Genomic DNA, 22,510 nt, shown 5'->3' on the forward strand with positions numbered 1-22,510 from the left:
GGGTTCACCATATTTCGCGGGCTTTGAGCTGGCTGAGGAGGCGGACGCGTTGCCTTCACGCAGCCCGGCACGGGCTAGGTGGTGCATCTACTAGTCTAAAGGCTCTAGTGGGCGCGGTTTATAACCGACGCTATGACGCGGACGATTATTCAGGTCACGCACCGGGTAGCAGCCCTCGAAGCCAACACGCGCCAACAGCTCGGCGACGGCCTCTTCCTGGGTGTCGTCGTGCTCCATGATGAACAGGCCGCCGGGGGTAAGAAGCTCGAAGGCGCGGGCGGCAATCGCGGAGGGAATCTGCATGCCGTCCTCTCCCCCGCCGTACAGTGCCATGTCCGGGTCGTGCAGGGCGGCTTCCGGGTCGGCGGGCACGTTCGCCGGCGGAATGTACGGAGGGTTCGAGAGCACCGCGTCGAAGGTTCCGGCGAGCTCGGGCAGGGCGGTGAGGGCGTCCCCCTGAACCAGGTGCACGCCGAGCGGCCCCAGGTTCTTGCGGGTGTAGGGGATGGCGTCTTCGGAGAGTTCCACCGCGAACACCTGGGCGTTCGGCAGTTCGCTCTTGATTGCCGCGGCGATAGCCCCGGAGCCGGTGCACAGGTCGACGATGCGCAGCTGACCGGTTGCCGATTCGGTGCGGGGTGCCAGCACCTTGAGGGCTTCTTCGACGAGTAGCTCGGTCTCGGGGCGGGGTACAAACACGCCCGGTCCGACTGCCAGTTCTAGGCGGTAGAAGGGAGCGGAGCCGGTGATGTGCTGCAGCGGTTCGCGGCAGGAGCGGCGGGCGACCAGCGCCTCGTACTCTGCGATTTGTTCAGGGGTGAGCCGTTCCCCCATGAGCGCCGCGTGCTGTAGGCGTGAGCGTGAGCCGCCGTAGAGCAGGTGCGCGGCGAGGAGCTCGGCGTCCACGCGGGGGCTGGGCACCTGCGCCAGTGCCGCAGTGGCGCGCGTGAGTACCTGCGCGAGTTCTTCCCCGCGCGGGTCGTGCACATTCACCTTCATGAGCTCTCCTTACGCTCTCTCAACAGCTCAAAACCTGTCACAGCATATGGCTAAGGGGCTCCACCGCCGTAGCGGCGAGCCCCTCACCAACATCTCACGTCGATTCAGCGAATCGGCAAGAGCCTATATACAGAACCTACTTCTGCACAGAACTACTTCTGTTCCTGGCCCACCTGAGCGAGGCGGTGCGCCTCATCCATCTCAATAGCGGACTGAACCACAGGCTCCAGGTCACCATTCAGTACAGCATCCAGGTTGTACGCCTTGTAGCCGGTACGGTGATCCGCAATGCGGTTCTCTGGGAAATTGTAGGTACGGATACGCTCCGAACGGTCCATAGTACGCACCTGCGAAGCACGGTGCGCCGCGTTCTCAGCGTCAATCTGCTCCTGCTGGTGAGCCAACAGTCGCGCACGCAGCACGCGCATTGCAGCTTCACGGTTCTGCAGCTGAGACTTCTCATTCTGCATCGCCACGACAATACCGGTGGGCAGGTGGGTAATACGCACCGCCGAGTCGGTGGTGTTCACCGACTGACCACCGGGGCCCGAAGAACGGTACACGTCAATCTTCAGGTCGTTCTGGTTAATCTCGATTTCCTCGGGCTCATCCACCTCAGGGAACACCAGAACACCAGCAGCGGAGGTGTGGATACGGCCCTGAGACTCGGTCGCCGGAACGCGCTGCACGCGGTGCACGCCGCCCTCGTACTTCAGGTGCGCCCACACGCCCTCAGCAGGCTCATTCGAGGAACCCTTAATAGCGATCTGTGCGTCCTTGTAACCGCCAACATCGGTGCTGGTCGAAGAAATAATCTCAGTCTTCCAGCCCTTGTTCTCGGCATAACGCATGTACATGCGCAGCAGGTCACCAGCGAACAGAGCCGCCTCGTCGCCACCAGCACCAGCCTTCACCTCAAGAATGACGTTACGGCCATCATCCGGGTCACGCGGAATCAGCAGGCGGCGCAGCTTCTCCTGAGCAACCTCCAGCTCCTCCTCCAGGCCGGGAATCTCCGCCGCGAAGTCCGGATCCTCATCAGCCATCTCGCGAGCAGCCTCAAGGTCATCCTTCAGCGAAGTGTACTTGTTGTACGCAGTCACAATACCGGTCAGCTCCGCGTAACGGCGGCCCACACGGCGTGCCTTACCCTGGTTCGCCTGCACGGCGGGGTCCGCCAGCTGATTCTGCAGGTCAGCGTGCTCATCCAGCAGAACCTGAATAGATTCAAACATTCTGTTCTCTCTTCCATCTCCCGCACTTTACGCCGCACGGGCAGGCACTAGACATCTCACACCCCTCACAACGGGGATGCACAAAACGAACGGCTCACGCGCCCCACCCACATGAGGAGGTGGGGCGCGTGAGATACGAGCCTTAGTCGACCAGACGCAGACCGTTCTTCTGAACCGTCAGAAGGAACTCCACGTTGCTTTCAGTCTTACGCAGCTGGTTGGTCAGAACACCCAGAGCCTGCTCGGGCTCCATACCCGCCAGGGCACGGCGCAGACCCCACATAATCTTGACCTCATCCGGGGAGAGCAGGTTCTCCTCGCGGCGAGTACCAGAAGCGTTAATATCAACCGCCGGGAAGATACGCTTATCCGCCAGCTGACGGGACAGGCGCAGCTCCATGTTACCGGTGCCCTTGAACTCTTCGAAGATCACTTCGTCCATCTTCGAGCCGGTCTCAACCAGGGCGGTAGCCAGGATAGTCAGCGAGCCGCCCTCTTCAATATTGCGGGCAGCACCGAAGAACTTCTTCGGCGGGTACAGCGCGGCAGAATCTACACCACCGGACAGGATACGACCGGATGCGGGAGCCGCCAGGTTGTATGCGCGGCCCAGGCGGGTCATGGAGTCCAGCAGCACGACCACATCGTAGCCGAGCTCCACCATACGCTTTGCGCGCTCAATAGCCAGCTCAGCCACAGTGGTGTGATCCTCAGCCGGGCGGTCGAAGGTCGAGGCAATAACCTCGCCCTTAACGGTGCGCTGCATATCGGTCACTTCTTCAGGACGCTCATCCACCAGGACCATCATCAGGTACACGTCCGGGTTGTTCACGGTAATCGCGTTCGCAATGGACTGCAGCATGAGGGTCTTACCCGCCTTCGGCGGGGACACAATCAGACCACGCTGGCCCTTACCAATCGGGGACACCAGGTCCACCACGCGGGTGCCCAGCTTCTTCGGGGTGGTCTCCAGACGCAGACGCTCCTTGGGGTACAGCGGAGTCAGCTTCGAGAAGACGCGGCGGTTCGCTGCTTCCTCAACGCTCTGACCGTTAATCGCCTCAACCTGAACCAGCGCGTTGAAACGCTGACGGTTATTCGACTCGCCCTCGCGCGGCACGCGAATCGCGCCGAGCACGTGGTCACCCTTACGCAGGTTGTACTTCTTCACCTGAGCCAGGGAGACGTACACGTCATTAGTGCCGGGCAGGTAGCCGGTGGTACGCACGAAAGCGTAGTTATCGAGAATGTCCAGAACACCCGAAATCGGTGCCAGCACATCGTCTTCGCTCAGGCGAGGCTCGTTCTCCTCGCGGCGGCGAGCCTGCTTCTCAGCACGCTCAGCCTGACGGTCACGCTTGGAACGGCGCTCAGTACGCTCGGTGCGCTCGGTGCGCTCGGTGCGCTCGGTGCGCTCGGCACGCTCAGCAGCCTTACGCTCGGCACGTTCACTACGCTCAGTGCTGCGCTCTGCACGCTCAGCCTGACGGTCACGCTTAGTGCGGCGCTCGGTACGCTCACCATCCTGATCGCGGCGACGCTCACGAGTGCGGGTACGCTTCGAGCTCTTCTCACCGTCGGGGGTACCAAAAGTCATATCCAGGGCAGCGTTCAGGCTGTCCAGGCTCGCGGTGCCGTCAGCGGTAGCAGCCTTCAGCTCAGCAGAGTTACCGGGCAGGTCAATCTGCTCCGAACGCTCGCCAATACGCTCAGCGGCCAGCTCAGCGCGCACATCCAGCGGAGGAAGCTCAGCGGGATTCTCGTCCTTACGGGTGCGGCGGGTACGCTTCTCCGCCTTCTCGTTCATCTCAGCCGATGCGTCCTCACCCTCAGCGGCACGGCGAGCGCGCGCACGCTTCTGAGCGGGAGTCTCGTAACGAGAGGAGCGGGTACGCTTCTCAGACTTTTCAGCCTTCTCAACGCCCTCAGCGGGGGCTTCAGCAGCCTCAGTGTTTTCGGTTTTCTCAGCCTTCGCCTCGGCGTCCTTCTGGGCGCGAGTGCGGCGAGTACGGCGAGGCTTAGATTCTTCAGCCTTCTCAGCAGCGGGATCCTGGGCAGATTCAGCAGCTTCAGCGGGTGCTTCAGACGTAGGCTTTTCAGACTTGGGTGCAGCAGGAGCGGCTACGGCGCCACCACGCTGATGCTCCTCAAGAGCCTGAACCAACTCAGCTTTCTTCAACTTCAGGTAGCCGCGGATACCAAGCTGCTGGGCGAGGACACGCAGCTGCGCGACCTTCAAGTTTGCAAGTTCCGGTGCGGCAGCTTCCGTACCGTACTCATCGGTGACAACAATATTCTTTGCCAACTACAATTCCTTTGGTTATAAGCCCTGAAAATCTTCAGAATAAAGATCGGGCGGGCGCTATAGCGCGGTCAAAGGTTTAGACACTGCCGAAAGAAAACAGCAGTCTGCACCTTCGACTCCCTCGAACCGCGCTGGAGGCGGTTCGCGTCTCTTACCGTACCCGCTGATTCAGACACAGCGAGCACACACGGAAGATAAGGCGCTCTATCACAAATGTGGGTAAGCCCAAACCATCATCTATACAAACCATCTACGCGAGATGAAGAGGATGGATTGGTCACTTTGAAAGGGCACCCGCCGCGAAACCGAACCTCCAGAAAAGTCTTCCCCTATGCGTCAGAAATAAAGAAAGACGTGAACTCCAAAGGCACTCCCCCGAACTCTGCCGGCTCCCGCCCAGATACACAAAGCATCTGAGGCATCAGGGGAAACGGAAGTACGTTACGAAGGATAGTATCGACGGTCTACATTGAACGACGGGCGAACCTCAACATAGGACGAACTAATAACGTCCTACTGAGTAACTATAACACCTTCAGTGTCAATTTCAAGGGGAAGAACCCTCCAGTTCAAGCGGCGATCCGCAATAGCGCTACCGGGGTGAGTCGCCTCAAACTCGGCAATCGCCTCCTGAACCTGTCGCACCTGCTCGTCACCGTGCGCAAAGGTCAAAACAGTAGGGCCAGCGCCAGAAATCACCGCAGCAAAACCCTGACTGCGCAGGTACGCAACCAGCACAGCGGACGGCTCCATCGCGGTCACGCGGTACCCCTGATGCAGGTAATCCACGGTCGCATCCATCAGGTACTCGGGAGCATCAGAGAGAGTGCGCACCAGCAACGCCGCACGAGCGGAGTTCGCCACCGCCTCAACGTGGGGCATCTCCTCAGGAATCAGCGAACGAGCAAGCTTCGTCGACACCTCATAATCGGGCACAGCCACCACAGGGTGAACATCAGGATGCACCGGAATAATCAAGGTCTTCCAGTTGCCCATCTCACCCCAGGACACCGACAGGTTGCCGTAAATCGCCGGAGCCACGTTATCCGGGTGGCCCTCCATATCGGAGGCGACCTGCAGCATCTGCTCACGGCTCAGACGGTACTCTTCCGGCAGCAGACCGCTCGCCGCAGCCACACCCGCCACAATAGCCGACGCCGAAGAACCCATACCGCGAGAATGCGGAATCTTATTATCGGCAATCAGCTTCACCGGCGGCAGCTCATCCAAACCAGCCGCCGCAAAACCAGCCTTCATCGCCTGCAAAACCAGGTGGCTCTCATCGCGAGGAACATCCGCGCTACCCTCACCGCTGAGCTCAAACTCCAGGCCGGATTCAATACGCTCAACAACCAGCTCATCATAGAAGCCAAGACCCAAACCCATGCTGTCATAGCCGGGACCCAGGTTAGCGCTCGTAGCGGGAACGCGAACCTTAACGGACGCGCCCACCGGAATATCAGAAATATGCAGGGAAGACATGAGAAGAACCTCGCGATCGGTGACGTAATGAGTGAATAGGTGAAAGATACAAAAAGGGGCTGTCATGCAGGTGCACCCCGCCCCGCAAACACGGGACGGAGTGCACATCGTAGTATGAACAGACTAGTTCAAATCAAGAATATCTGCCACAGCAACCACGTCGAAGGGAGCCTTAGTCGGCTCAACCTTCACACCGTTAACAGCCTCAAGAGCCCACTGCGGGTCCTTCAGACCGTGACCGGTCACGGTGATGACGATGGTCTTACCCTCGGGAGCTTCACCGGCACGGTGCTTCTTCAGCAGACCCGCAACGCCAGCAGCCGAAGCCGGCTCCACGAAGACACCCTCGCGGGCAGACAGCCAGCGGTGCGCCTCCAGAATCTCCTCATCGGTGACAGCCTCAATCACGCCGCCGGACTCGTCACGAGCAGCCTCAGCCTTCTCCCACGACGCGGGGTTACCGATACGGATAGCGGTTGCAATGGTCTCAGGAGCCTCAATCGGGTGGCCAGCAACAATCGGAGCAGCACCAGCAGCCTGGAAGCCCCACATGATCGGACGCTTGGTCGCAACCGGCTCCAGAACCTTACCGTCACGGTTGGTGTAAGGCTCCGAGTACTCCTTGTAGCCCTTCCAGTACGCGGTAATGTTACCCGCGTTGCCCACCGGCAGCAGGTGGTAATCGGGAGCGTCACCCAGGGTGTCAACAACCTCGAACGAACCGGTCTTCTGACCCTCAATACGGTAAGGGTTCACCGAGTTCACCAGGAACACCGGGTAGTTCTCGCTGAGCTTGCGAGCAATCTCCAGGCAGTTATCGAAGTTGCCGTCAATCTGAATGATGTCAGCACCGTGAGCAATAGCCTGAGACAGCTTACCCATAGAAATCTTGCCGTCCGGAACCAGCACTGCACAGCGCATACCAGCCTGCAGAGCGTACGCAGCAGCCGACGCAGAAGTGTTACCGGTCGAAGCACACACAACAGCCTTCGCACCGTCACGCTTAGCGGCGGTCATCGCGCTGGTCATACCGCGGTCCTTGAACGAACCGGTCGGGTTCATACCCTCAAACTTCAGGTAAACGGTGTTACCGGTCTCAGCAGACAGTGCCGGCGCGTGAATCAGCGGGGTACCGCCCTCGCCCAGGGTCACAGCCTTCACATCGTCTGCGAAGGGCAGACGGTCACGGTACTCATTGATAACGCCCTGCCACACGTGTGCCATTGGCTTCTCCTTCAATCTTGGCGCCCCGCCCGCCGGACCTCCCGTAGGTCCGGCGCGGTAGCGGGTACGCGGGTTCGTTCGTGAGCGATGCTTCTACACGCGAGCATCGCACGTTTAGTGAGCGGCGCGTGCCGCACATCAGTTAGCGCTAAGCGCCTAGTGCTTCTCAGTGCCTAGTGCTTCTCGGACTCCACGCGGATGACCGAGTTCACCTCACGCACAGTGTCCAGAGCGTCAATCACAGCAATCGCACGGCGCAAATCTGCGTCCTTCGCAGAGTGGGTGACCATACGAATCTGAGCCACACCCTCCTTCGGGGCGGACTGGCGCAGAGAATCAACAGAAATGCCGTGCTCAGTCAGGATGCGGGTAATATTCGCCAGAACGCCCAGGCGATCCTCCACCAAAACACCCACCGAGTAGCGAGACACCACGTTATCCAGACCGGTTGCGTGCAGCTGAGCGTGGGAAGTCTCCGGAACACCGGGACCACCCAGCACCAGACGACGAGCCAGGGACACGAAGTCACCCAGAACAGCCGAAGCAGTCGGAGCGCCACCCGCACCGGGACCGTAGAACATCAGCTCGCCAGCGTTCTCCGCCTCAACGAACACAGCGTTGAACGCACCGTGCACGCCCGCCAGCGGGTGCTGACGAGGAATCAGGGTCGGGTTCACGCGAATGTTCGCGCCGTTCTCACCCTCACGCTCACAAATAGCCAGCAGCTTGATGACGTAACCATCAGCATCCGCGGCAGCAACATCATCAGCGGTGATGGAAGTAATGCCCTCGGTGTGCACGTCATCAATAGTGAACGTCGAGTGGAACGCCAAAGAAGCAACAATCGCAGCCTTCGACGCGGCGTCGTGGCCCTCAACGTCAGCGGTCGGGTCAGCCTCCGCGTAGCCGAGCTTCTGAGCCTCAGCCAGCGCGTCCGAGAAGGATGCGCCGGTGGTGTCCATCTGGTCAAGAATGTAATTGGTGGTGCCGTTCATGATGCCCAGAACGCGGGTCACACGGTCACCAGCCAGGGAGTCACGCAGGGGGCGCAGAATCGGGATAGCACCCGCAACAGCAGCCTCGTAAGAGAGCTGAGCACCGGACTCATCAGCGGCAGCCTGCAGTTCCACGCCGTGCTTAGCCAGCAGCGCCTTGTTGCCGGAGACCACGGACTTACCCGCCTTCAGAGCACGCAGAATGCGAGTGCGAGCCGGCTCAATACCGCCGGTCAGCTCGATGACCACATCCGCTGCATCGATGAGAGCGTCAGCATCGGTGGTGTACAGCGAGGGGTCCGCATTCCAGTGGCGGGATGCATTAGTATCGCGCACAGCAATACCGATCAACTCCACGGGCGCGCCAATGCGCTTTTCAAGGACAGCGTTATCCTCTACCAGGATGCGAGCAGCCTGGGAACCGACATTACCGGCACCAAGCAGTGCTACTTTGATCTTTTCAGCCACGATAGTCTCTTTCTACGGTCTGTTCCGGGTTCGCCCCGGTATCTCTTCGGGCTAAGGCACGGATGCGGCGCAGAGCACGCACCCAACAACCACTTTATCAAGAGGCGGCGACGGCTCAGCAGCCTCAAGGTGCGACTTTTACTCTCTGAGATGAGGTATCCCTCACAGTTATGAGGTGAACCTTATCGTCTGTCATGTTTTGAACGCACAAAACCGTGAAGACCCCGCCCGCAACCGCCACCTCACGGCGTCCATGGCAGAGACGGGAACTTCACGGTTTTTCATGATGTCAGACAGGGTTCTTAGATATCCGAACCCATATCCAGCGCCAGCATATCCTCCTCGCACTGACGGCGAATCATCACACGAGAAGGCTGACCCTGCGCGGTCGCAATCACCGGCGGGCGAGTCAAGAAGTTATAGTTCGAACCCAGCACATAGCAGTACGCGCCGGTCGCCGGAACCGCCAGAATATCGCCAGCCTGCAGGTCAGCAGGCAGGTAGCAGTAACGAACCACCACATCGCCAGACTCGCAGTGCTTACCCACCACGCGAGAGAGCACCTGCTCCCCCACCGGGGCACGATTAGCCAGAGTCACCGAATAATCCGATTCGTACAGCACCGGGCGGGCGTTATCGCTCATACCGCCATCCACCGAAACGTAGCGGCGCACACGAATCTCGCCGTTCTCATCCTCAATGCTCACGTTCTTAATGGTGCCCACCGTGTACAGGGTCGCACCCGAAGGACCAGAAATAGAACGGCCCGGCTCGAACGACATGTGCGGAATCGCCATGCCCAGGCGCTCACAGGTCGCCGCAACGGAAGCGGCAATCGACTCGGTCACCTCGGTAATCGAGCGGGGGTGATCCGCCTCGGTGTAGCCGATGCCGTAGCCACCACCCAAATCCAGCTCCGGCAGGGTCACGCCCAGGTCACGGTTGAGGCGGTTCATGAACTCCAGGGCGGTAGTAGCCGCCTGCTCAAAGCCCTCCGCCTCAAAAATCTGCGAACCAATATGGCAGTGAATACCGCGGAAATCCAGGGAATCGGTCGCGTTCAGAATCGCGGCAGCCAGAGCCGCGTAAGAATCGGTAGACTCAACGCCCCAGTATTCCAGCTCCTCTTCATCCAGACCAGCAAGCGCGGCGGTGCCGGGCTGCAGGGACATGCCGAACTTCTGATCCTCGTGCGCGGTCGCAATGGACTCGTGGGTCGAGGCATGCACGCCGGGGGTGATGCGAATCAGCACCGGAACCGGGGCGTAAGGCTCCTCGCCCTCAGCCACACGCTCGGCGGCAAGCTCGGCGTACACGCACTCAATGAGCTTGAGCTCATCCACCGAGTCAGCCACCACACGGCCCAGGCCGTTACGGATCGCGCGGGCAAGCTCAGCCTCCGACTTGTTATTACCGTGCAGGGCGATGTTCGCACCGGGCACCTGTGCGCGCAGAGCCAACGCCAACTCACCACCGGAGGCGGTATCCAGGCACAGGCCTTCCTCGGTCGCCCAGCGCGCCACGGCAGTGGACAGGAACGACTTACCGGCGTAGTAAACGCTCACCTTCGCACCGTGCGCGGCGAAAGCCTGCTCAAAAGCGGTGCGGTAGGCGCGGGCGCGGGCGCGGAAGGTCGTCTCGGAGAAGACGTACTGCGGGGTTTCGTGCTCAGCAACCAGGTCGCTGACGGTCACGCCATCAATGCAGAGCTCGCCCTGATTATTGCGGGTAAAGGAATCCGTCCAGATCGTGCGGGACAGGGCCTCGGGGCGCTCGGGGTAGGTGAGCCATTCGGGGGCGTAGAGGGCGCGGGCTTCGCTCATCGTATCTCTTTCTTAGCTATCTTGCCGGCATACGCTCAACCCCCGCCCCGGTAGCACCGGGTCGGGGGTTGAAACGAGAGTATTACATGCGCTCGGGTGCGCTCACACCCAGCAGGTTCAGGCCGTTAGCCAGCACCTGCTGTGCCGCGTTGTTCAGCAGCAGGCGGGTACGGTGCAGGTCGGTGACCTCTTCATCCGCCTTGGGGGTGACGCGGGAGACACCGTACCAGCTGTGGTACGCCGAAGCGAGCTGCTCCAGGTAGCGGTTCACGCGGTGCGGCTCGTAGAACTTCGCGGCATCACGCACAGCAGCGGGGAACTGGCCGAGTACAGCCAGCAGCTCGCCGTCAGCAGCCGAGTCGAGCAGGGAGGTGTCCACGCCGTCCTCAACCTTCACGCCAGCCTCCGCGGCGTTACGTGCCACAGCGGCGGTACGTGCGTGAGCGTACTGCACGTAGTAGACCGGGTTCTCGTTGCTCTTGGAAGTCAGCAGGCCCAGGTCAATGTCGATGGGGGTGTCCACCGAGTAGCGGGTCAGCTCGTAGCGAGCCGCGTCAACGCCCACAGCCTCGACCAGGTCCTCGAGGGTGACCACGGTGCCGGCACGCTTGGACATGCGGACGGGCTTGCCGTCCTTGACCAGGTTCACCAGCTGACCGATCATGACCTCAATCTGGTCGGCGCGGTAGCCAAGAATCTGGGCGATAGCCTTCAGACGGCCCACGTAGCCGTTGTGGTCAGCACCGAGCATGTAAATCGCCACGTCGGCGGGGTTTACTGCGCGGGTCATCTTGTCCTGGTAGTAGGCGATATCGCCCGCCACGTAGGCGTGGTTGCCGTCAGACTTAATGACCACGCGGTCCTTGTCGTCGCCGTAGTCGGTGGTGCGCATCCACCATGCGCCGTCAGCCTCGAAGAGCTGACCGTTCTCACGCATGGTGTCGAGCAGGGCGTCCACCTTGCCGCCTTCGAACACGGAGTTCTCGTGGAAGAACACGTCGAAGTGGGTGCCGAATGCCGCCAGGGACTCCTTGATCTGATCGAACATCAGGTGAGTACCGATTTCGCGGAAAATCTCTTCGGGGTTCTCAGCCTCAAGCGCGTCGGGGCGCTGAGCCAGAATCTGGTCCTTAATGTCAACAATGTACGCTCCAGCGTAGCCGTCCTCGGGGGTCTCCTCGCCGCGGGCAGCGGCAATCAGAGAGCGCACGAAACGGTCAATCTGGGTGCCGTGGTCGTTGAAGTAGTATTCACGCACGACGTTAGCACCCTCAGCCTCAAGGACGCGGGCGAGCGCATCACCGACGGCAGCCCAGCGGGTACCACCCAGGTGGATGGGGCCGGTGGGGTTCGCGGAGACGAACTCAAGGTTAATGGTCTTACCGGCGAACTTGTCGCTGCGGCCGTATGCTTCGCCAGCCTCAACGATGGTGGCGGCAAGCTCACCAGCGGCTGCGGCGTCCAGGGTGATGTTCAGGAAGCCGGGGCCAGCAATATCTACGGATGCGACACCGGGGATGGCACCAATCTTCTCTGCCAGAAGAGCTGCTGCCTCACGCGGGTTCTTGCCCACCTTCTTGGCGAGCTGCAGAGCGACGTTGGTTGCCCAGTCGCCGTGTTCGCGGGACTTGGGGCGCTCCACTCGGACGGCGGGCAGTTCAGCGCCCTCCACGAGGGTCAGCTGGCCGGAGGAAATGGTTTCTTCAAGGGCAAGCGCAATGGCTTCGGAGAGTTCTTCAGGAGTCATAACAAACTATTCTAGCAAGCCTTGGCAGGTACCTGACCCTTTATCTAGTGCTTATCTGATACCATAGGTGGGTTGCCTCTGTAGCTCAGCGGATTAGAGCACCAGTTTCCGGTACTGGGGGTCGAAGGTTCGAATCCTTTCAGGGGCACGATGTTCTTATTCGAGAGGGAACACGGGAGCCGATATCCGAGGCGTATTGTTCGGGTATCGGCTCCTTTTTATTTAACAACTCAACTTTATTGAGCCGCTCACCCTGTTGTGCATAAAGCCTGCGCCGGGCGACCGTTCCCGCCACCTCCCTCTTCAACCTCAGACTTCAACCTCAGGCTTCAACCTCAGAGGGTGGACACTACCCGCCTACCTGTTGTGGCAACGCTAACAGCCTTGAGAGAATGGGAAAACGCGCACACCCGTCACATCAGCACGGCTTCAAGCCACAACAGCGGAGGTAACCCGATGACCACCATGCGCCAGATTCAGCTCACCGAATGGGGCGACGAAAGCGTTCTGCACGAAGCAAACGTACCTATCCCCTCGCCGGTGCGCGGTCACGTGCTCATCAAGACGGTTGCCGCCGGTGTCAACCCGATTAATCTGACCACCCGCAAGGGTCTGGGTCCCGCCGCTCAGCTGGCAGATCCGTCGTACAAGCCCTTCGTTCCCGGCTGGGATGTTGCCGGCACGGTGGTTGCTACCGCCGGCGACTACACGGGTTTCAAGGTGGGCGACGGCGTATTTGGTCTTGTTTCTTTTCCCTCCCCCGCCGGTGCGTACGCCGAGTATGTTCTCGCCCCGGCGCATCAGCTGGTGAAGGTGCCCGCCGATGTTCCCTGCGCGCAATTGGGTGGCGCTCCCCTGGCGGCACTGACCGCATACCAGGCGCTCTTCGAAGTGGCGCGGTTGAAGGAAGGCGAGCGCGTACTCATTCACGCCGGTGCCGGAGGCGTCGGTCACCTCGCCGTTCAGCTGGCGGCGCAGGCTGGCGCTCAGGTTTTTGCGACCGCCTCCGCGGCGAACCACGAGTTTGTGCGCTCGCTGGGTGCCCAGCCTATTGATTACCGCACCGAGGATTTCCGTACCGTACTGGGTCAGACCATGGATGTGGTGCTCAATTCCACCGGTCAGCAGACCTTCCTCGATTCGCTGGAGGTGCTGGTTCCCGGCGGCCGCATTGTCACGCTGACCAGCCCCGACCCGCTGGATGTTGCGCGTGAGCGCGGCTTCGAGGCGCAGTGGCTGACGGTTCACCCGGACCGCGCGCAGATGCAGGAGATTGCCCGCCTCATGTCCTTGGGCCTGTTGAAGGTGCACGTGGATCAGGTGCTTGATTTTTCGCAGGCTGCGCAGGCTCACACACTGGTGGCGACGGGTCGCACCCGCGGCAAGATCGTACTGGTTCCCTAACGAGGTGCTGATTCATGCAGATTTCTGAGAGCGCGCCGAAGGTTGAGGGCGCATTGAATACTGAGGGCACGCCGAATGTAGAGGGTGCACTGACCACTGAGGGCGCGCCGAAGGTTGAGGGCACCGAGTACTGCTCCGGTTTTTACCGCGAGGCGGGCTTTTACGATGCCCACTCACTACCCGACTACGGCGCGCAGTCACCGGTAACTCGCGAGGCGTTCGCCTACGATTTCTTCCCCGCCGCTGCCGATTCTTCAACTGCCGAAGCTTCAACTGTCGAGGCTTCTTCCCCCGCGCCGCTGCTGGTGTGGGTTCACGGTGGCGCCTGGCGCTTCGGCACCAACCAGGCCCTACGCGACACTATCCTGCGCACCCCTGGCGGGGAGCAGCCCAATACCCAGGCGCTCATGCGCGCCGCTTTTCAGCAGGCAGGCTGGGCGGTCGCGTCCATCAACTACCGGTATTCGCATCAGGCACTCTTCCCGGGTGCCCTACACGATGTGAAGGAGGCGGTGCGTTTCTTCCGCGCCAACGCGCACGAATTCGGTATTGACCCGCAGCGCATTGCGGTAGCGGGCGGAAGCGCCGGCGGGCATCTGAGCATGATGGTTGCGCATACGGGAGATTCCGCCGCCGGTGACGGTAGCGGTGGGGATCCTGCGAGCGCACCCGAGCACGACGAATACTTTGAAGGCAGGGCGGCGAGCGCCTACCCGTCCCATAGTTCGCAGGTGGCGGCGGCGGTTTCGTTTTACGGGGTCAGCGATTTGAGGACCATCTTCACCGACCGTCCCCTGGCTGGCTATGCTCTCGACCACCCCGAGGATGACGGCGCCGAATGGCGGCTGTTGGGAAGTACCCACCCGGTACCCTCAGATCTGTCGGCTATCGACGCTTCCAAGGGTGAGCGGGCGGTTCCGGGTATCTGCATCGAGCGCGCCCAAAAGAACTGGGAGCGTGCGCATCCTATTGATGCGGTACGCCCCCAGAAACGAGTGAATAAGGTCGAAAGTGCCTCTGCACAGGGTGCGAGCGGCGGTGCCACTGCCCTGATGCTTGTGCACGGTATTAGTGATTCGTGTGTGCCGTACCAGCAATCGGTGCGGGTGTATCAGGCGCTGCGCACGCGGCAGGTGCCTACCGATTTGGTGCTGGTTCCGGATGCCGAACACGGGGATTCGCGCTGTTATAGCCCCGATATTGTTCAGCAGATGCTGCAGTTCTTCAACCGTACTGTTTAGTTCAACCGCGGCGTGTAACCTGAGCGGTTCGACAGGTTAGCGAACGCGGCGGTTCACGTATTCGTGCTCAAGGCGGTAACGCTCGAGGTCATCAAAAGCAACGCGACGGTGCGTGTTAATGCGCTCGAACGGAATATCTCCGCGCTCCAGCAGGCGAACAACGGTCGGGCGGGATACGCCCAGGTAGTCTGCCGCCTCCTGCGTGGTCATGAGGCGGTCCTGGCGAACCACGCAGACATCCTTGCGGTCGGCGAATGCGCGCGCTACGGAGGTGAGGGGTCCGTACATTTCGGGGGAAATCTGTACGCGCTCGCCGTCGCCGGTGACCAGGTAGAGGGTTTCTTCGGCGCTGAGGCGGTCGAAGTGGGTGCGCAGACTCGCGTGAACGAGGGCTTGGAAGAGCTCTTCGCAGCGGTGGTGAATTTCTTCGTACTGTCCGTCTTCGCAGCAATCCAACACTGCAACACGTGTTGCCGGGTACGTCTTTGGTGATGGCATAGTCACTCCTTCGTTACTGTGTTATTCACCACTGTAGCAGTTGAACGAAACTATCGAAAGAAAGTTAAGAAGCGCAGTTAATTCGCATCTACGGTGCATAAAATTCAAATGAATAATTATTAACTCTTTAGATAGCATTTAATGTCGTTTATTGTATCTTAACTGCTCGTTCAGGGTCAGTATTCCACCGCCGCCCACCCCGAGGTTCCAGCGAACAAACCCAAATATGACAAACAAAGCACACCCCAAGCCCACCGCGGGCAAGGCGAGTACACTGGATAGGATATGTCTGAGCAGAAATCCACGAAGAAACACGCAGATACTTCTAAGGCCCCCCGCACCGCCCCCACCATGGCGAGCATGGCTGCCGCAATCCACGCGGCAAAGGTACGATCCTCCGAAAAGACCGGCGAAAAAACCGCAGATAAAACTACTGAGAACAACGCGGTAAAAAACGGCGCCCCGAAGAAGGATGCACAGAAGAACAGCGCCCAGAAGAATAACGCAGACCGCAAGAACTCCTCCCGCGGCACCTCCGAAGGCAACTCCAACGCCTCCCGCTCCAACCGACGCGGAGGCGGCACCAACCGCGCCCGCAAGCAGGGCAACCAGCAGGGCGACAACAAGAGCAGCCAGCAGAACCGCCCGGCACCGCGCCGCTACGAGCCCTTCATCCCCGAGGTCATCACCTACCCCGAAGAGCTGCCCGTCAGCGAACGCCGCGAAGACATCATGAACGCGATCCGCGACAACCAGGTTGTCATCATCGCGGGTGAAACCGGTTCCGGTAAAACCACCCAGATCCCCAAAATGTGCCTCGACCTGGGCCTGGGAGAGAAGGGTCTCATCGGCCACACCCAGCCGCGCCGACTCGCCGCACGCTCCGTCGCCGAACGCATCGCCGAAGAACTCGGCCAGAAAATCGGCGAAACCGTCGGCTACCAGGTTCGATTCACCTCTGAAGTAGGCGAACACAGCGCTATCAAGCTCATGACCGACGGCATTCTGCTCGCCGAAATCCAGAACGACAAGCTGCTGCGCCGCTACTCCACCCTCATCATTGACGAGGCGCACGAACGCAGCCTGAACATTGACTTCATCCTCGGCTACCTCAAGCGCATCCTGCCGCAGCGCCCCGATTTGAAGGTCATCATCACCTCCGCGACCATCGACCCGGAGCGTTTCGCACGCCACTTCTCCCCCAGCTACGTGCCGGGCAAGGGCATCGTCGACGAAAACCTCAACGCCGAAGAACGCGAAATCGCCGAGGCGATCCTGCCCGACGACGCGCCGCCCATCATTGAGGTGTCCGGCCGAACCTACCCCGTGGAAATCCGCTACCGCCCGCTCGACGAGGAAGACTACCTCAGCGACGACGAAATCGAAGACGACCACGATCCCACCGATGGCATCCTCGACGCCATTAAGGAACTCTCCAAAGAAGCGCCCGGCGACATCCTCATCTTCTTCTCCGGCGAACGCGAAATCCGCGACGCCAAGGACGCCATCGAGGCGATGGTCCTCAAGTCGCCGCGCCTGAACTACGAAGTGCTGCCCCTGTACGCGCGCCTCTCGCTCGCCGAACAGCACCGCGTGTTCTCCCCCGGATCGCGCCCGCGCATCGTGCTCGCCACGAACGTTGCCGAAACCTCGCTAACCGTGCCCGGCATCAAGTACGTCATCGACACCGGCACCGCACGCATCTCCCGCTACTCGGCACGCACCAAGGTGCAGCGCCTGCCCATCGAACGCATCTCGCAGGCAAGCGCCAACCAGCGTTCCGGTCGATGCGGTCGAGTCAGCGACGGCGTCGCAATCCGCCTCTACTCTGAGGAAGACTTCAACTCACGCCCCGAGTTCACCGACCCCGAAATTCTGCGCACCAACCTCGCAGCCGTCATCCTGCAGATGATCGCAATCGGCGTGGTCCGCGAACCCGGTGACATCTCCCGCTTCCCGTTCGTGCAGCCGCCCGCATCTCGCGCCATCAACGACGGCGTGAACCTGCTGCGCGAACTTGGCGCGCTTACCGAACGCCCACGACAGCCCCGCAAAGGCCGCGGCAATAGCGCAACCCTCACCGCCATCGGCCGAGCCATGGCGGCATTCCCCGTGGACCCGCGCCTGGCCCGCATGATTATCGAGGGTGGCCGCCGCAACTGCGCCAAGGAAATGATGGTGCTCGCCGCCGCCCTGACCATCCAGGACCCGCGCGAACGCCCCGCCGACGTGCGCGCCGAAGCAGACGCCATGCACGCCCGCTTCGTCGACGACACCTCCGACTTCTCCTCCTTCCTGCTGCTCTGGGACTACATCAACGAGCAGCAGGCGGCGCTGTCCTCCTCGCAGCTACGCAAAATGTGCCACCGCGAATACATCAACTACCTGCGCATCCGCGAATGGCAGGACCTCTTCGCCCAGCTACGCGAAATGGGACGCACCGCCAATATTCACGCCAGCGGCGGCAGGGACATCAACGCCTCCGCCCACGAAATCGACATCCACAAGAGCCTGCTCTCCGGCCTGCTCTCGCACGTAGGCGTCAAGGAAGAACGCGAAAAGGACTCCAAGGGACGCAACCGCGGCCCCCGCGAATACCTCGGCGCACGCGGCACCAAGTTCGCAATCTTCCCCGGCTCCGGCCTGTTCAAAAAGAGCCCCGACTGGGTGCTCTCCGCCGAACTCGTCGAAACCTCCCGCCTGTGGGCGCGCACCAACGCCTCCATCGACCCGCAGTGGATCGAAGAAATCGGCAAGCACCTCATCAGCGTGCAATACTCCGAACCGCACTGGTCCCTCAGCTCCGGCGCGGCAGTCGCCTACGCCAAGGGCACCCTCTTCGGCCTGACCATCTACGCCGACCGCCCCGTACAGTACGCCCGCGTGGACACCGCCGCAGCCCGCGAACTGTTCATCCAGTCCGCCCTCGTCGAAGGCCAATGGCACACCCAGCACAAGTTCTACCTGCGCAACCAGCGCGCCCTCGCTGAGGTCGAAGAACTCGAAGCACGCCTACGCCGCCGCGACCTGCGAGTAGACGACTCCGTACTCTTTGCCTTCTACGACGCACGCATCCCCGCCCACGTGACCGACGTGCGCGCCTTCGACAAGTGGTGGAAGCAGGCACGTCTCGAAGACGACAACTACCTGGACTTCAACCCCGAAAAGCTCATCAACGAGGAAGCCGCCGACTACGACGACTCCCAGTTCCCCCGCCAGTGGGTGCAGCGCACCGACAGCGGCGAACTGACCCTCGACCTGCGCTACGAATACGCCCCCACCGCCGGCATCGGAGGCGCCCGCACCGACGCCGCCAAGCGCGACGGCGTAGCAGTCCAGGTGCCCATCCTGTTCCTCAACCAGCTGAGCCCCGAACCGTTCCGCTGGCAGATCCCCGGCCTGCGCCACGAACTCGTCACCGCGCTCATCAAATCGCTCCCCAAGGCGATTCGACGCAACTTCGTGCCCGCACCCGACGTAGCACGCGCCGCCTGCGCCGCCCTCGAGGAGGACTACTCCCCCGCCACCGACGAGCTCATCCCCTCCCTGGCACTCGTACTACGCCGCCTGCGCGGCGTCGTTGTCGAGCCCGAAGCCTTCAACTGGGACGCCGTGCCCGAACACCTGAAAATGGGATTCCAGGTGCGCAACGCACGCAACAAAATCCTGGGCGAAGGCAAAGACCTGCGCGCCCTGCAGCAGCAGCTCCACAAGGAGATTCGCGGCGCCCTCGCCGACTCCCTCGGCGCATCCGACGACACCATGGCAAAAATGGTGGCGCTCGCGCAGGGCGGCTCGGGTAGCTCCGCGGCTTCTGCCAAGAAGAGCGCGAAGAACGCTCAGGCCGGCACCGCTCAGGTAGCCGATATGCACGGATCGCAGGTACGCGAAATCAGCGGCCTCACCGAATTCCCCGCCGACCTCTTCCCCAACGGAGAAATCCCCCGCAAGGTACAGCGCATCATCGCCACCCAGGCAGTCAACGGCTACCCCGCCCTCGTTGACGAAGAAACCAGCGTAGGCCTGCGAATCTTCCCCACCGAAGCCGAACAGCTCCACGCACAGCGCCGCGGCATCATCCGCCTGCTCCAACTGCAGGTGCCCTCGCCCGTACGCTACGTGAGCGAACACCTCTCCCACAAGGAGAAAATCGTCTTCACGCAGAACCCGTACGGCTCCATCGACGAACTCATCCGCGACTGCACCGTCGCGGCACTCGACCACCTCGTGCCGCACACCCCCATCTTCACTCACACCGAATACAGCGAACTCTACGAGCACGTGCGTGCCGAACTCATCGAGACGGTCTTCGACGTCACCAAGCTCGTCGCCGAAATCCTCTCCGAAGCCACCGCGCTGAAGAAGGCCATCAAGAAGGCAACCTCGCTGACGACCATGCACGCCGTCTCCGACGTGAAGGCACAGATGGAGAACCTCGTCTACCCCGGATTCGTGGCGAAAACCGGCTACGACCAGCTGGTTCACATCCCGCGCTACCTCAAGGCCGCCCAGGTGCGCCTGACGAAGCTCGGCCCGAACCTGCACCGCGACAACCAGCTCATGCTCACCGTGCAGGACCTGGAAGACTCCTACGATAACGCGGTCAAGTCGCTACCGGCAGGCACCATCGTGCCAGATGCACTCCGCCGCGTGAACTGGATGATTGAGGAGCTGCGCGTCAGCTTCTTCGCCCAGGAGCTTGGTACCGCCTACACGGTCTCTGAGAAGCGCATTGCGAAGGCTCAGCGTGAGGCGCTGGACGCTATCAAGCGTTAGATTTTGAGCTTGCGGGTTGTCTGCGGCTTGCGCGGATGGCGGTGTTCGTCCTCGCTCCTACAGGGGCACCCGCCCTCGCAGAGCTCGGGCACCCTGATGTCGCTACGGACGACACCGCCTTTCCGCGCTAGGTTCCCGGCTCAGCTTGCACTGTGAACAGCAAAGAGTCCCCCGCACGATTACCTCGTGTGGGGGACTCTTCTATCTCTATGGTTTTCTTCACCCGGTGGGTCGGCAAGCCATGCACTTCCTCCGCTCCTGCAGGGGCACCCGCCGCACCCGGACGCTCCGCTCTTCCTCACTTCGCTGCGGAGAGCGCCCGGGGCGGCACCCTGATGTCGCTTCCGGAAGGCATAGCTGCCTCCACCCGCGAATTGGCAAGAGCAACCAGGACGGTTAGGCAGCCGCCTCGCAGAAAGTTACCGTCACCGAACCGTTACCGCGCTCGCGCATCCACTGCGGCGCGTTCTCAGCCGAAACGATGGAGCCATCAGTCACGGACGGTGCAATGTACGAGCCGCCCGCGCCACCGGCGCCGCCCTGCATCGTGTAGCCGATGCCCTGACGCACGCCGGTCGGGCTGTTCAGCCACTTCTGGGTCAGCACAATCGAGGAGACAGACTGTGCCGCACCGGAACCGCCACCACCGTAGCCTGCGCCGCCACCGCCGGACACCACGGACTGGTAGCCGTTGAAGTTCTGCGCGTACGCGCCCTCGTCGTTGTAGACGTCCAGGTCCCAGCTGCGGTCCTCGTAGGTGCCCTTCTCGTGCACGCTGGCGGGGTTCTCATCCAGCTGGTAGGAGTACGCGCCCGCACCATCGCCGCCGTTGCCCGCGAAGCCACTCGTGCCCGCGTTACCGGCAACAAACTGGCTGAACAGCACCTGGTTGTTGGTGGTTTCAAAGCCAATGATGGGGCCGCTTGCCGGCAGGGTGCCCGCCGCGCCACCGGCACCGCCAACGCCCGCTGCGCCACCGAAACCGGAGTTATAAGTCAGGACTTTAGAGCGTTCAGCGTTGTAGACTTCGTAGCCGGAGGTGCCGTTGGAACCTGCCGCCGCGGAGGCGCTACCCGCCGCGTCGAACTGCGGGGATGCGTCCGAGCCGAGGGACGCCACACCGGCGTCGATCTGGCCGTTGAAGTTGGAGTACCAGGGGTCTGCGTAGGACACGCCGGAGGTGGTCATGCCCGCGCCGCCACCGCCGCCTGCTACAGCTACGACGACGCCGTCGATGAGCAGTGCGGAGGAGCCGCCGCCGGATGCAGCGTACGCCTGGGTCTTGGAGTTTGCCGGGTCCGCGTACTTGGCGTCGACCTGCGCGGTGATGGTGGCGGGGATGGTGTAGGCGGGTACGGAGCCGCCGTTGCCGTAGCCTTCACCACCGGCGGTGGGGGTGAGGGAGCCGTTACCAATGCCACCTGCCGCGGCGATAATCTGCACGGTGGAGCCGGGGGTTACGGGGATGATGCCGGTGACCTTCGCGCCGGAGCCCGCCTGGGTCATGCGGTTGTTGGTACCACCCGCGCCGCCGACCAGCTCAAAACGAAGCTTGTAGACGTTGTTGGGCACGGCGAAGCTCTGCACGGTCTTGGCGCCTTCGTCGGTGCCGGAGATGCTGTATGCCGGGTTGGCCGCCAGGATGCAGTCGTTGGTGGCGGCGACGGATGCCGCGTAGGAGGGGATGGTTGCCGAGGCTGCGACGACCGGTGCCGCCCAGGCTGCGCCAGCGACGAGCTTGCGGCGGGTCAGGGAAGTAGACATGGTATGCCCTTTATTCAGGTGGGGTGATGTGTTTGCGGTGCGGCGATATTTGAATCCAGGCGAGCCTCGATTTGCTTGCCGTGGAAAGAAAATCAGCGCCGAGGAAAAGAATACCCTGAACCTCAGCTTTAACATAAATCCCTGGTTGGAGTGCGGCATGGGAGCCTTTGGGCATCTCGCGCCGCTCCCTTCCTTCGCTCCTGCAGGGGAACCCGCCACGCCCGGACGCTCCGCTCTTCCTTGCTTCGCTGCGGAGAGCGCCCGGGCGGGCACCCTGATGTCGCTTTCGGAAGGTGCGGCGCGGGCACAATTTCAGCTCACCTGTCCGGCGGAGCCAGCAAAAGATTGAGAAGGTGACAGCCCCCTCCCCCTCCAGTTCGTTATACCGGTATCGCGCACCCAAGCCCTGCCCTTACTGAACCGGGGTCGAGTGTTTTACCTACGAGGCGGAGGGATGGTGTCCTCCGTCGTGACATCGGGGACGCGGAGCGGGGGCGAGCGTATTTTCCGGAAGCGCCCTCAGGGTGCCCGAAGCGAAGCGAGGGCGGG

13 protein-coding genes and 1 tRNA gene are annotated in these 22,510 nt (G+C 61.6%); 4 read left to right on the forward strand and 10 right to left on the reverse strand.

Annotated features, from left to right (window positions below; translation table 11 throughout):
- Positions 1 to 90: 90 nt before the first annotated feature.
- From prmC to argS, 8 genes are all read right to left on the reverse strand, one after another.
- Entirely contained in the window at positions 91 to 999 is a 909-nt protein-coding gene (gene prmC / locus HMPREF2842_RS00965) for a peptide chain release factor N(5)-glutamine methyltransferase (RefSeq protein WP_070641926.1), read from the reverse strand.
- Positions 1,000 to 1,151: 152 nt separating this feature from the next.
- On the reverse strand, positions 1,152 to 2,234 hold the full coding sequence (gene prfA, locus HMPREF2842_RS00970; RefSeq protein ID WP_049337341.1) for a peptide chain release factor 1: 1,083 nt from the start codon (positions 2,232 to 2,234) through the stop codon (positions 1,152 to 1,154).
- Between the two features lie 142 nt (positions 2,235 to 2,376).
- Positions 2,377 to 4,539: a transcription termination factor Rho gene (rho, locus tag HMPREF2842_RS00975; RefSeq protein ID WP_070641928.1), complete on the reverse strand. Its 2,163-nt coding sequence runs from the start codon at positions 4,537 to 4,539 to the stop codon at positions 2,377 to 2,379.
- A gap of 513 nt (positions 4,540 to 5,052) precedes the next feature.
- Positions 5,053 to 6,021, reverse strand: coding sequence for a homoserine kinase (gene thrB / locus HMPREF2842_RS00980; RefSeq protein ID WP_044150571.1), 969 nt, complete (start codon positions 6,019 to 6,021; stop codon positions 5,053 to 5,055).
- Between the two features lie 123 nt (positions 6,022 to 6,144).
- Positions 6,145 to 7,245, reverse strand: coding sequence for a threonine synthase (gene thrC, locus HMPREF2842_RS00985; RefSeq protein ID WP_044150573.1), 1,101 nt, complete (start codon positions 7,243 to 7,245; stop codon positions 6,145 to 6,147).
- Positions 7,246 to 7,418: 173 nt separating this feature from the next.
- Positions 7,419 to 8,708, reverse strand: coding sequence for a homoserine dehydrogenase (locus tag HMPREF2842_RS00990; protein ID WP_012903775.1), 1,290 nt, complete (start codon positions 8,706 to 8,708; stop codon positions 7,419 to 7,421).
- Positions 8,709 to 9,010: 302 nt separating this feature from the next.
- The gene (locus tag HMPREF2842_RS00995) at positions 9,011 to 10,531 is read right to left on the reverse strand and encodes a diaminopimelate decarboxylase family protein (protein WP_070641930.1); all 1,521 of its coding nucleotides are present in this window, start codon (positions 10,529 to 10,531) and stop codon (positions 9,011 to 9,013) included.
- Between the two features lie 82 nt (positions 10,532 to 10,613).
- Complete coding sequence (argS, locus tag HMPREF2842_RS01000) at positions 10,614 to 12,278, reverse strand: arginine--tRNA ligase (protein ID WP_070641932.1); 1,665 nt, start codon at positions 12,276 to 12,278, stop codon at positions 10,614 to 10,616.
- Positions 12,279 to 12,352: 74 nt separating this feature from the next.
- Between argS and HMPREF2842_RS01005 the strand changes: the two genes are divergently transcribed.
- The 3 genes from HMPREF2842_RS01005 to HMPREF2842_RS01015 all read left to right on the forward strand — a co-directional run bounded on the left by HMPREF2842_RS01005 (position 12,353) and on the right by HMPREF2842_RS01015 (position 14,923).
- Positions 12,353 to 12,426 (forward strand) — tRNA-Arg (locus HMPREF2842_RS01005).
- Between the two features lie 308 nt (positions 12,427 to 12,734).
- Positions 12,735 to 13,682: an NADP-dependent oxidoreductase gene (locus tag HMPREF2842_RS01010; protein WP_070641934.1), complete on the forward strand. Its 948-nt coding sequence runs from the start codon at positions 12,735 to 12,737 to the stop codon at positions 13,680 to 13,682.
- Between the two features lie 14 nt (positions 13,683 to 13,696).
- Entirely contained in the window at positions 13,697 to 14,923 is a 1,227-nt protein-coding gene (locus HMPREF2842_RS01015) for an alpha/beta hydrolase family protein (protein WP_070641937.1), read from the forward strand.
- 36 nt (positions 14,924 to 14,959) lie between these two features.
- Here the strand turns inward: HMPREF2842_RS01015 and HMPREF2842_RS01020 are convergent, their stop codons facing one another.
- Positions 14,960 to 15,421 carry a helix-turn-helix domain-containing protein gene (locus HMPREF2842_RS01020; protein ID WP_070629507.1) on the reverse strand — a complete coding sequence of 154 codons (462 nt, stop codon included), beginning with the start codon at positions 15,419 to 15,421 and terminating at the stop codon, positions 14,960 to 14,962.
- 285 nt (positions 15,422 to 15,706) lie between these two features.
- Between HMPREF2842_RS01020 and hrpA the strand changes: the two genes are divergently transcribed.
- Complete coding sequence (hrpA, locus tag HMPREF2842_RS01025) at positions 15,707 to 20,197, forward strand: ATP-dependent RNA helicase HrpA (RefSeq protein ID WP_070641941.1); 4,491 nt, start codon at positions 15,707 to 15,709, stop codon at positions 20,195 to 20,197.
- Between the two features lie 396 nt (positions 20,198 to 20,593).
- Here hrpA and HMPREF2842_RS01030 read toward each other — a convergent pair whose 3' ends face one another.
- Positions 20,594 to 21,961, reverse strand: coding sequence for a hypothetical protein (locus HMPREF2842_RS01030; RefSeq protein WP_070641943.1), 1,368 nt, complete (start codon positions 21,959 to 21,961; stop codon positions 20,594 to 20,596).
- Between the last annotated feature and the right edge of the window lie 549 nt (positions 21,962 to 22,510).

The organism is Rothia sp. HMSC069C10 (genome assembly GCF_001812205.1).
In the GTDB taxonomy this organism is placed as follows: Bacteria; Actinomycetota; Actinomycetes; order Actinomycetales; family Micrococcaceae; genus Rothia; species Rothia mucilaginosa.

Coding starts and splice junctions, on each gene's coding strand:
- hrpA (WP_070641941.1), top strand. CDS start 15,707: ATGTCTGAGCAGAAATCCACGAAGAAACACGCAGATACTTCTAAGGCC.
- HMPREF2842_RS01015 (WP_070641937.1), top strand. CDS start 13,697: ATGCAGATTTCTGAGAGCGCGCCGAAGGTTGAGGGCGCATTGAATACT.
- thrB (WP_044150571.1), bottom strand. CDS start 6,021: ATGTCTTCCCTGCATATTTCTGATATTCCGGTGGGCGCGTCCGTTAAG.
- prfA (WP_049337341.1), bottom strand. CDS start 2,234: ATGTTTGAATCTATTCAGGTTCTGCTGGATGAGCACGCTGACCTGCAG.
- prmC (WP_070641926.1), bottom strand. CDS start 999: ATGAAGGTGAATGTGCACGACCCGCGCGGGGAAGAACTCGCGCAGGTA.
- HMPREF2842_RS01030 (WP_070641943.1), bottom strand. CDS start 21,961: ATGTCTACTTCCCTGACCCGCCGCAAGCTCGTCGCTGGCGCAGCCTGG.
- HMPREF2842_RS01020 (WP_070629507.1), bottom strand. CDS start 15,421: ATGCCATCACCAAAGACGTACCCGGCAACACGTGTTGCAGTGTTGGAT.
- argS (WP_070641932.1), bottom strand. CDS start 12,278: ATGACTCCTGAAGAACTCTCCGAAGCCATTGCGCTTGCCCTTGAAGAA.
- HMPREF2842_RS01010 (WP_070641934.1), top strand. CDS start 12,735: ATGACCACCATGCGCCAGATTCAGCTCACCGAATGGGGCGACGAAAGC.
- HMPREF2842_RS00995 (WP_070641930.1), bottom strand. CDS start 10,531: ATGAGCGAAGCCCGCGCCCTCTACGCCCCCGAATGGCTCACCTACCCC.
- thrC (WP_044150573.1), bottom strand. CDS start 7,245: ATGGCACACGTGTGGCAGGGCGTTATCAATGAGTACCGTGACCGTCTG.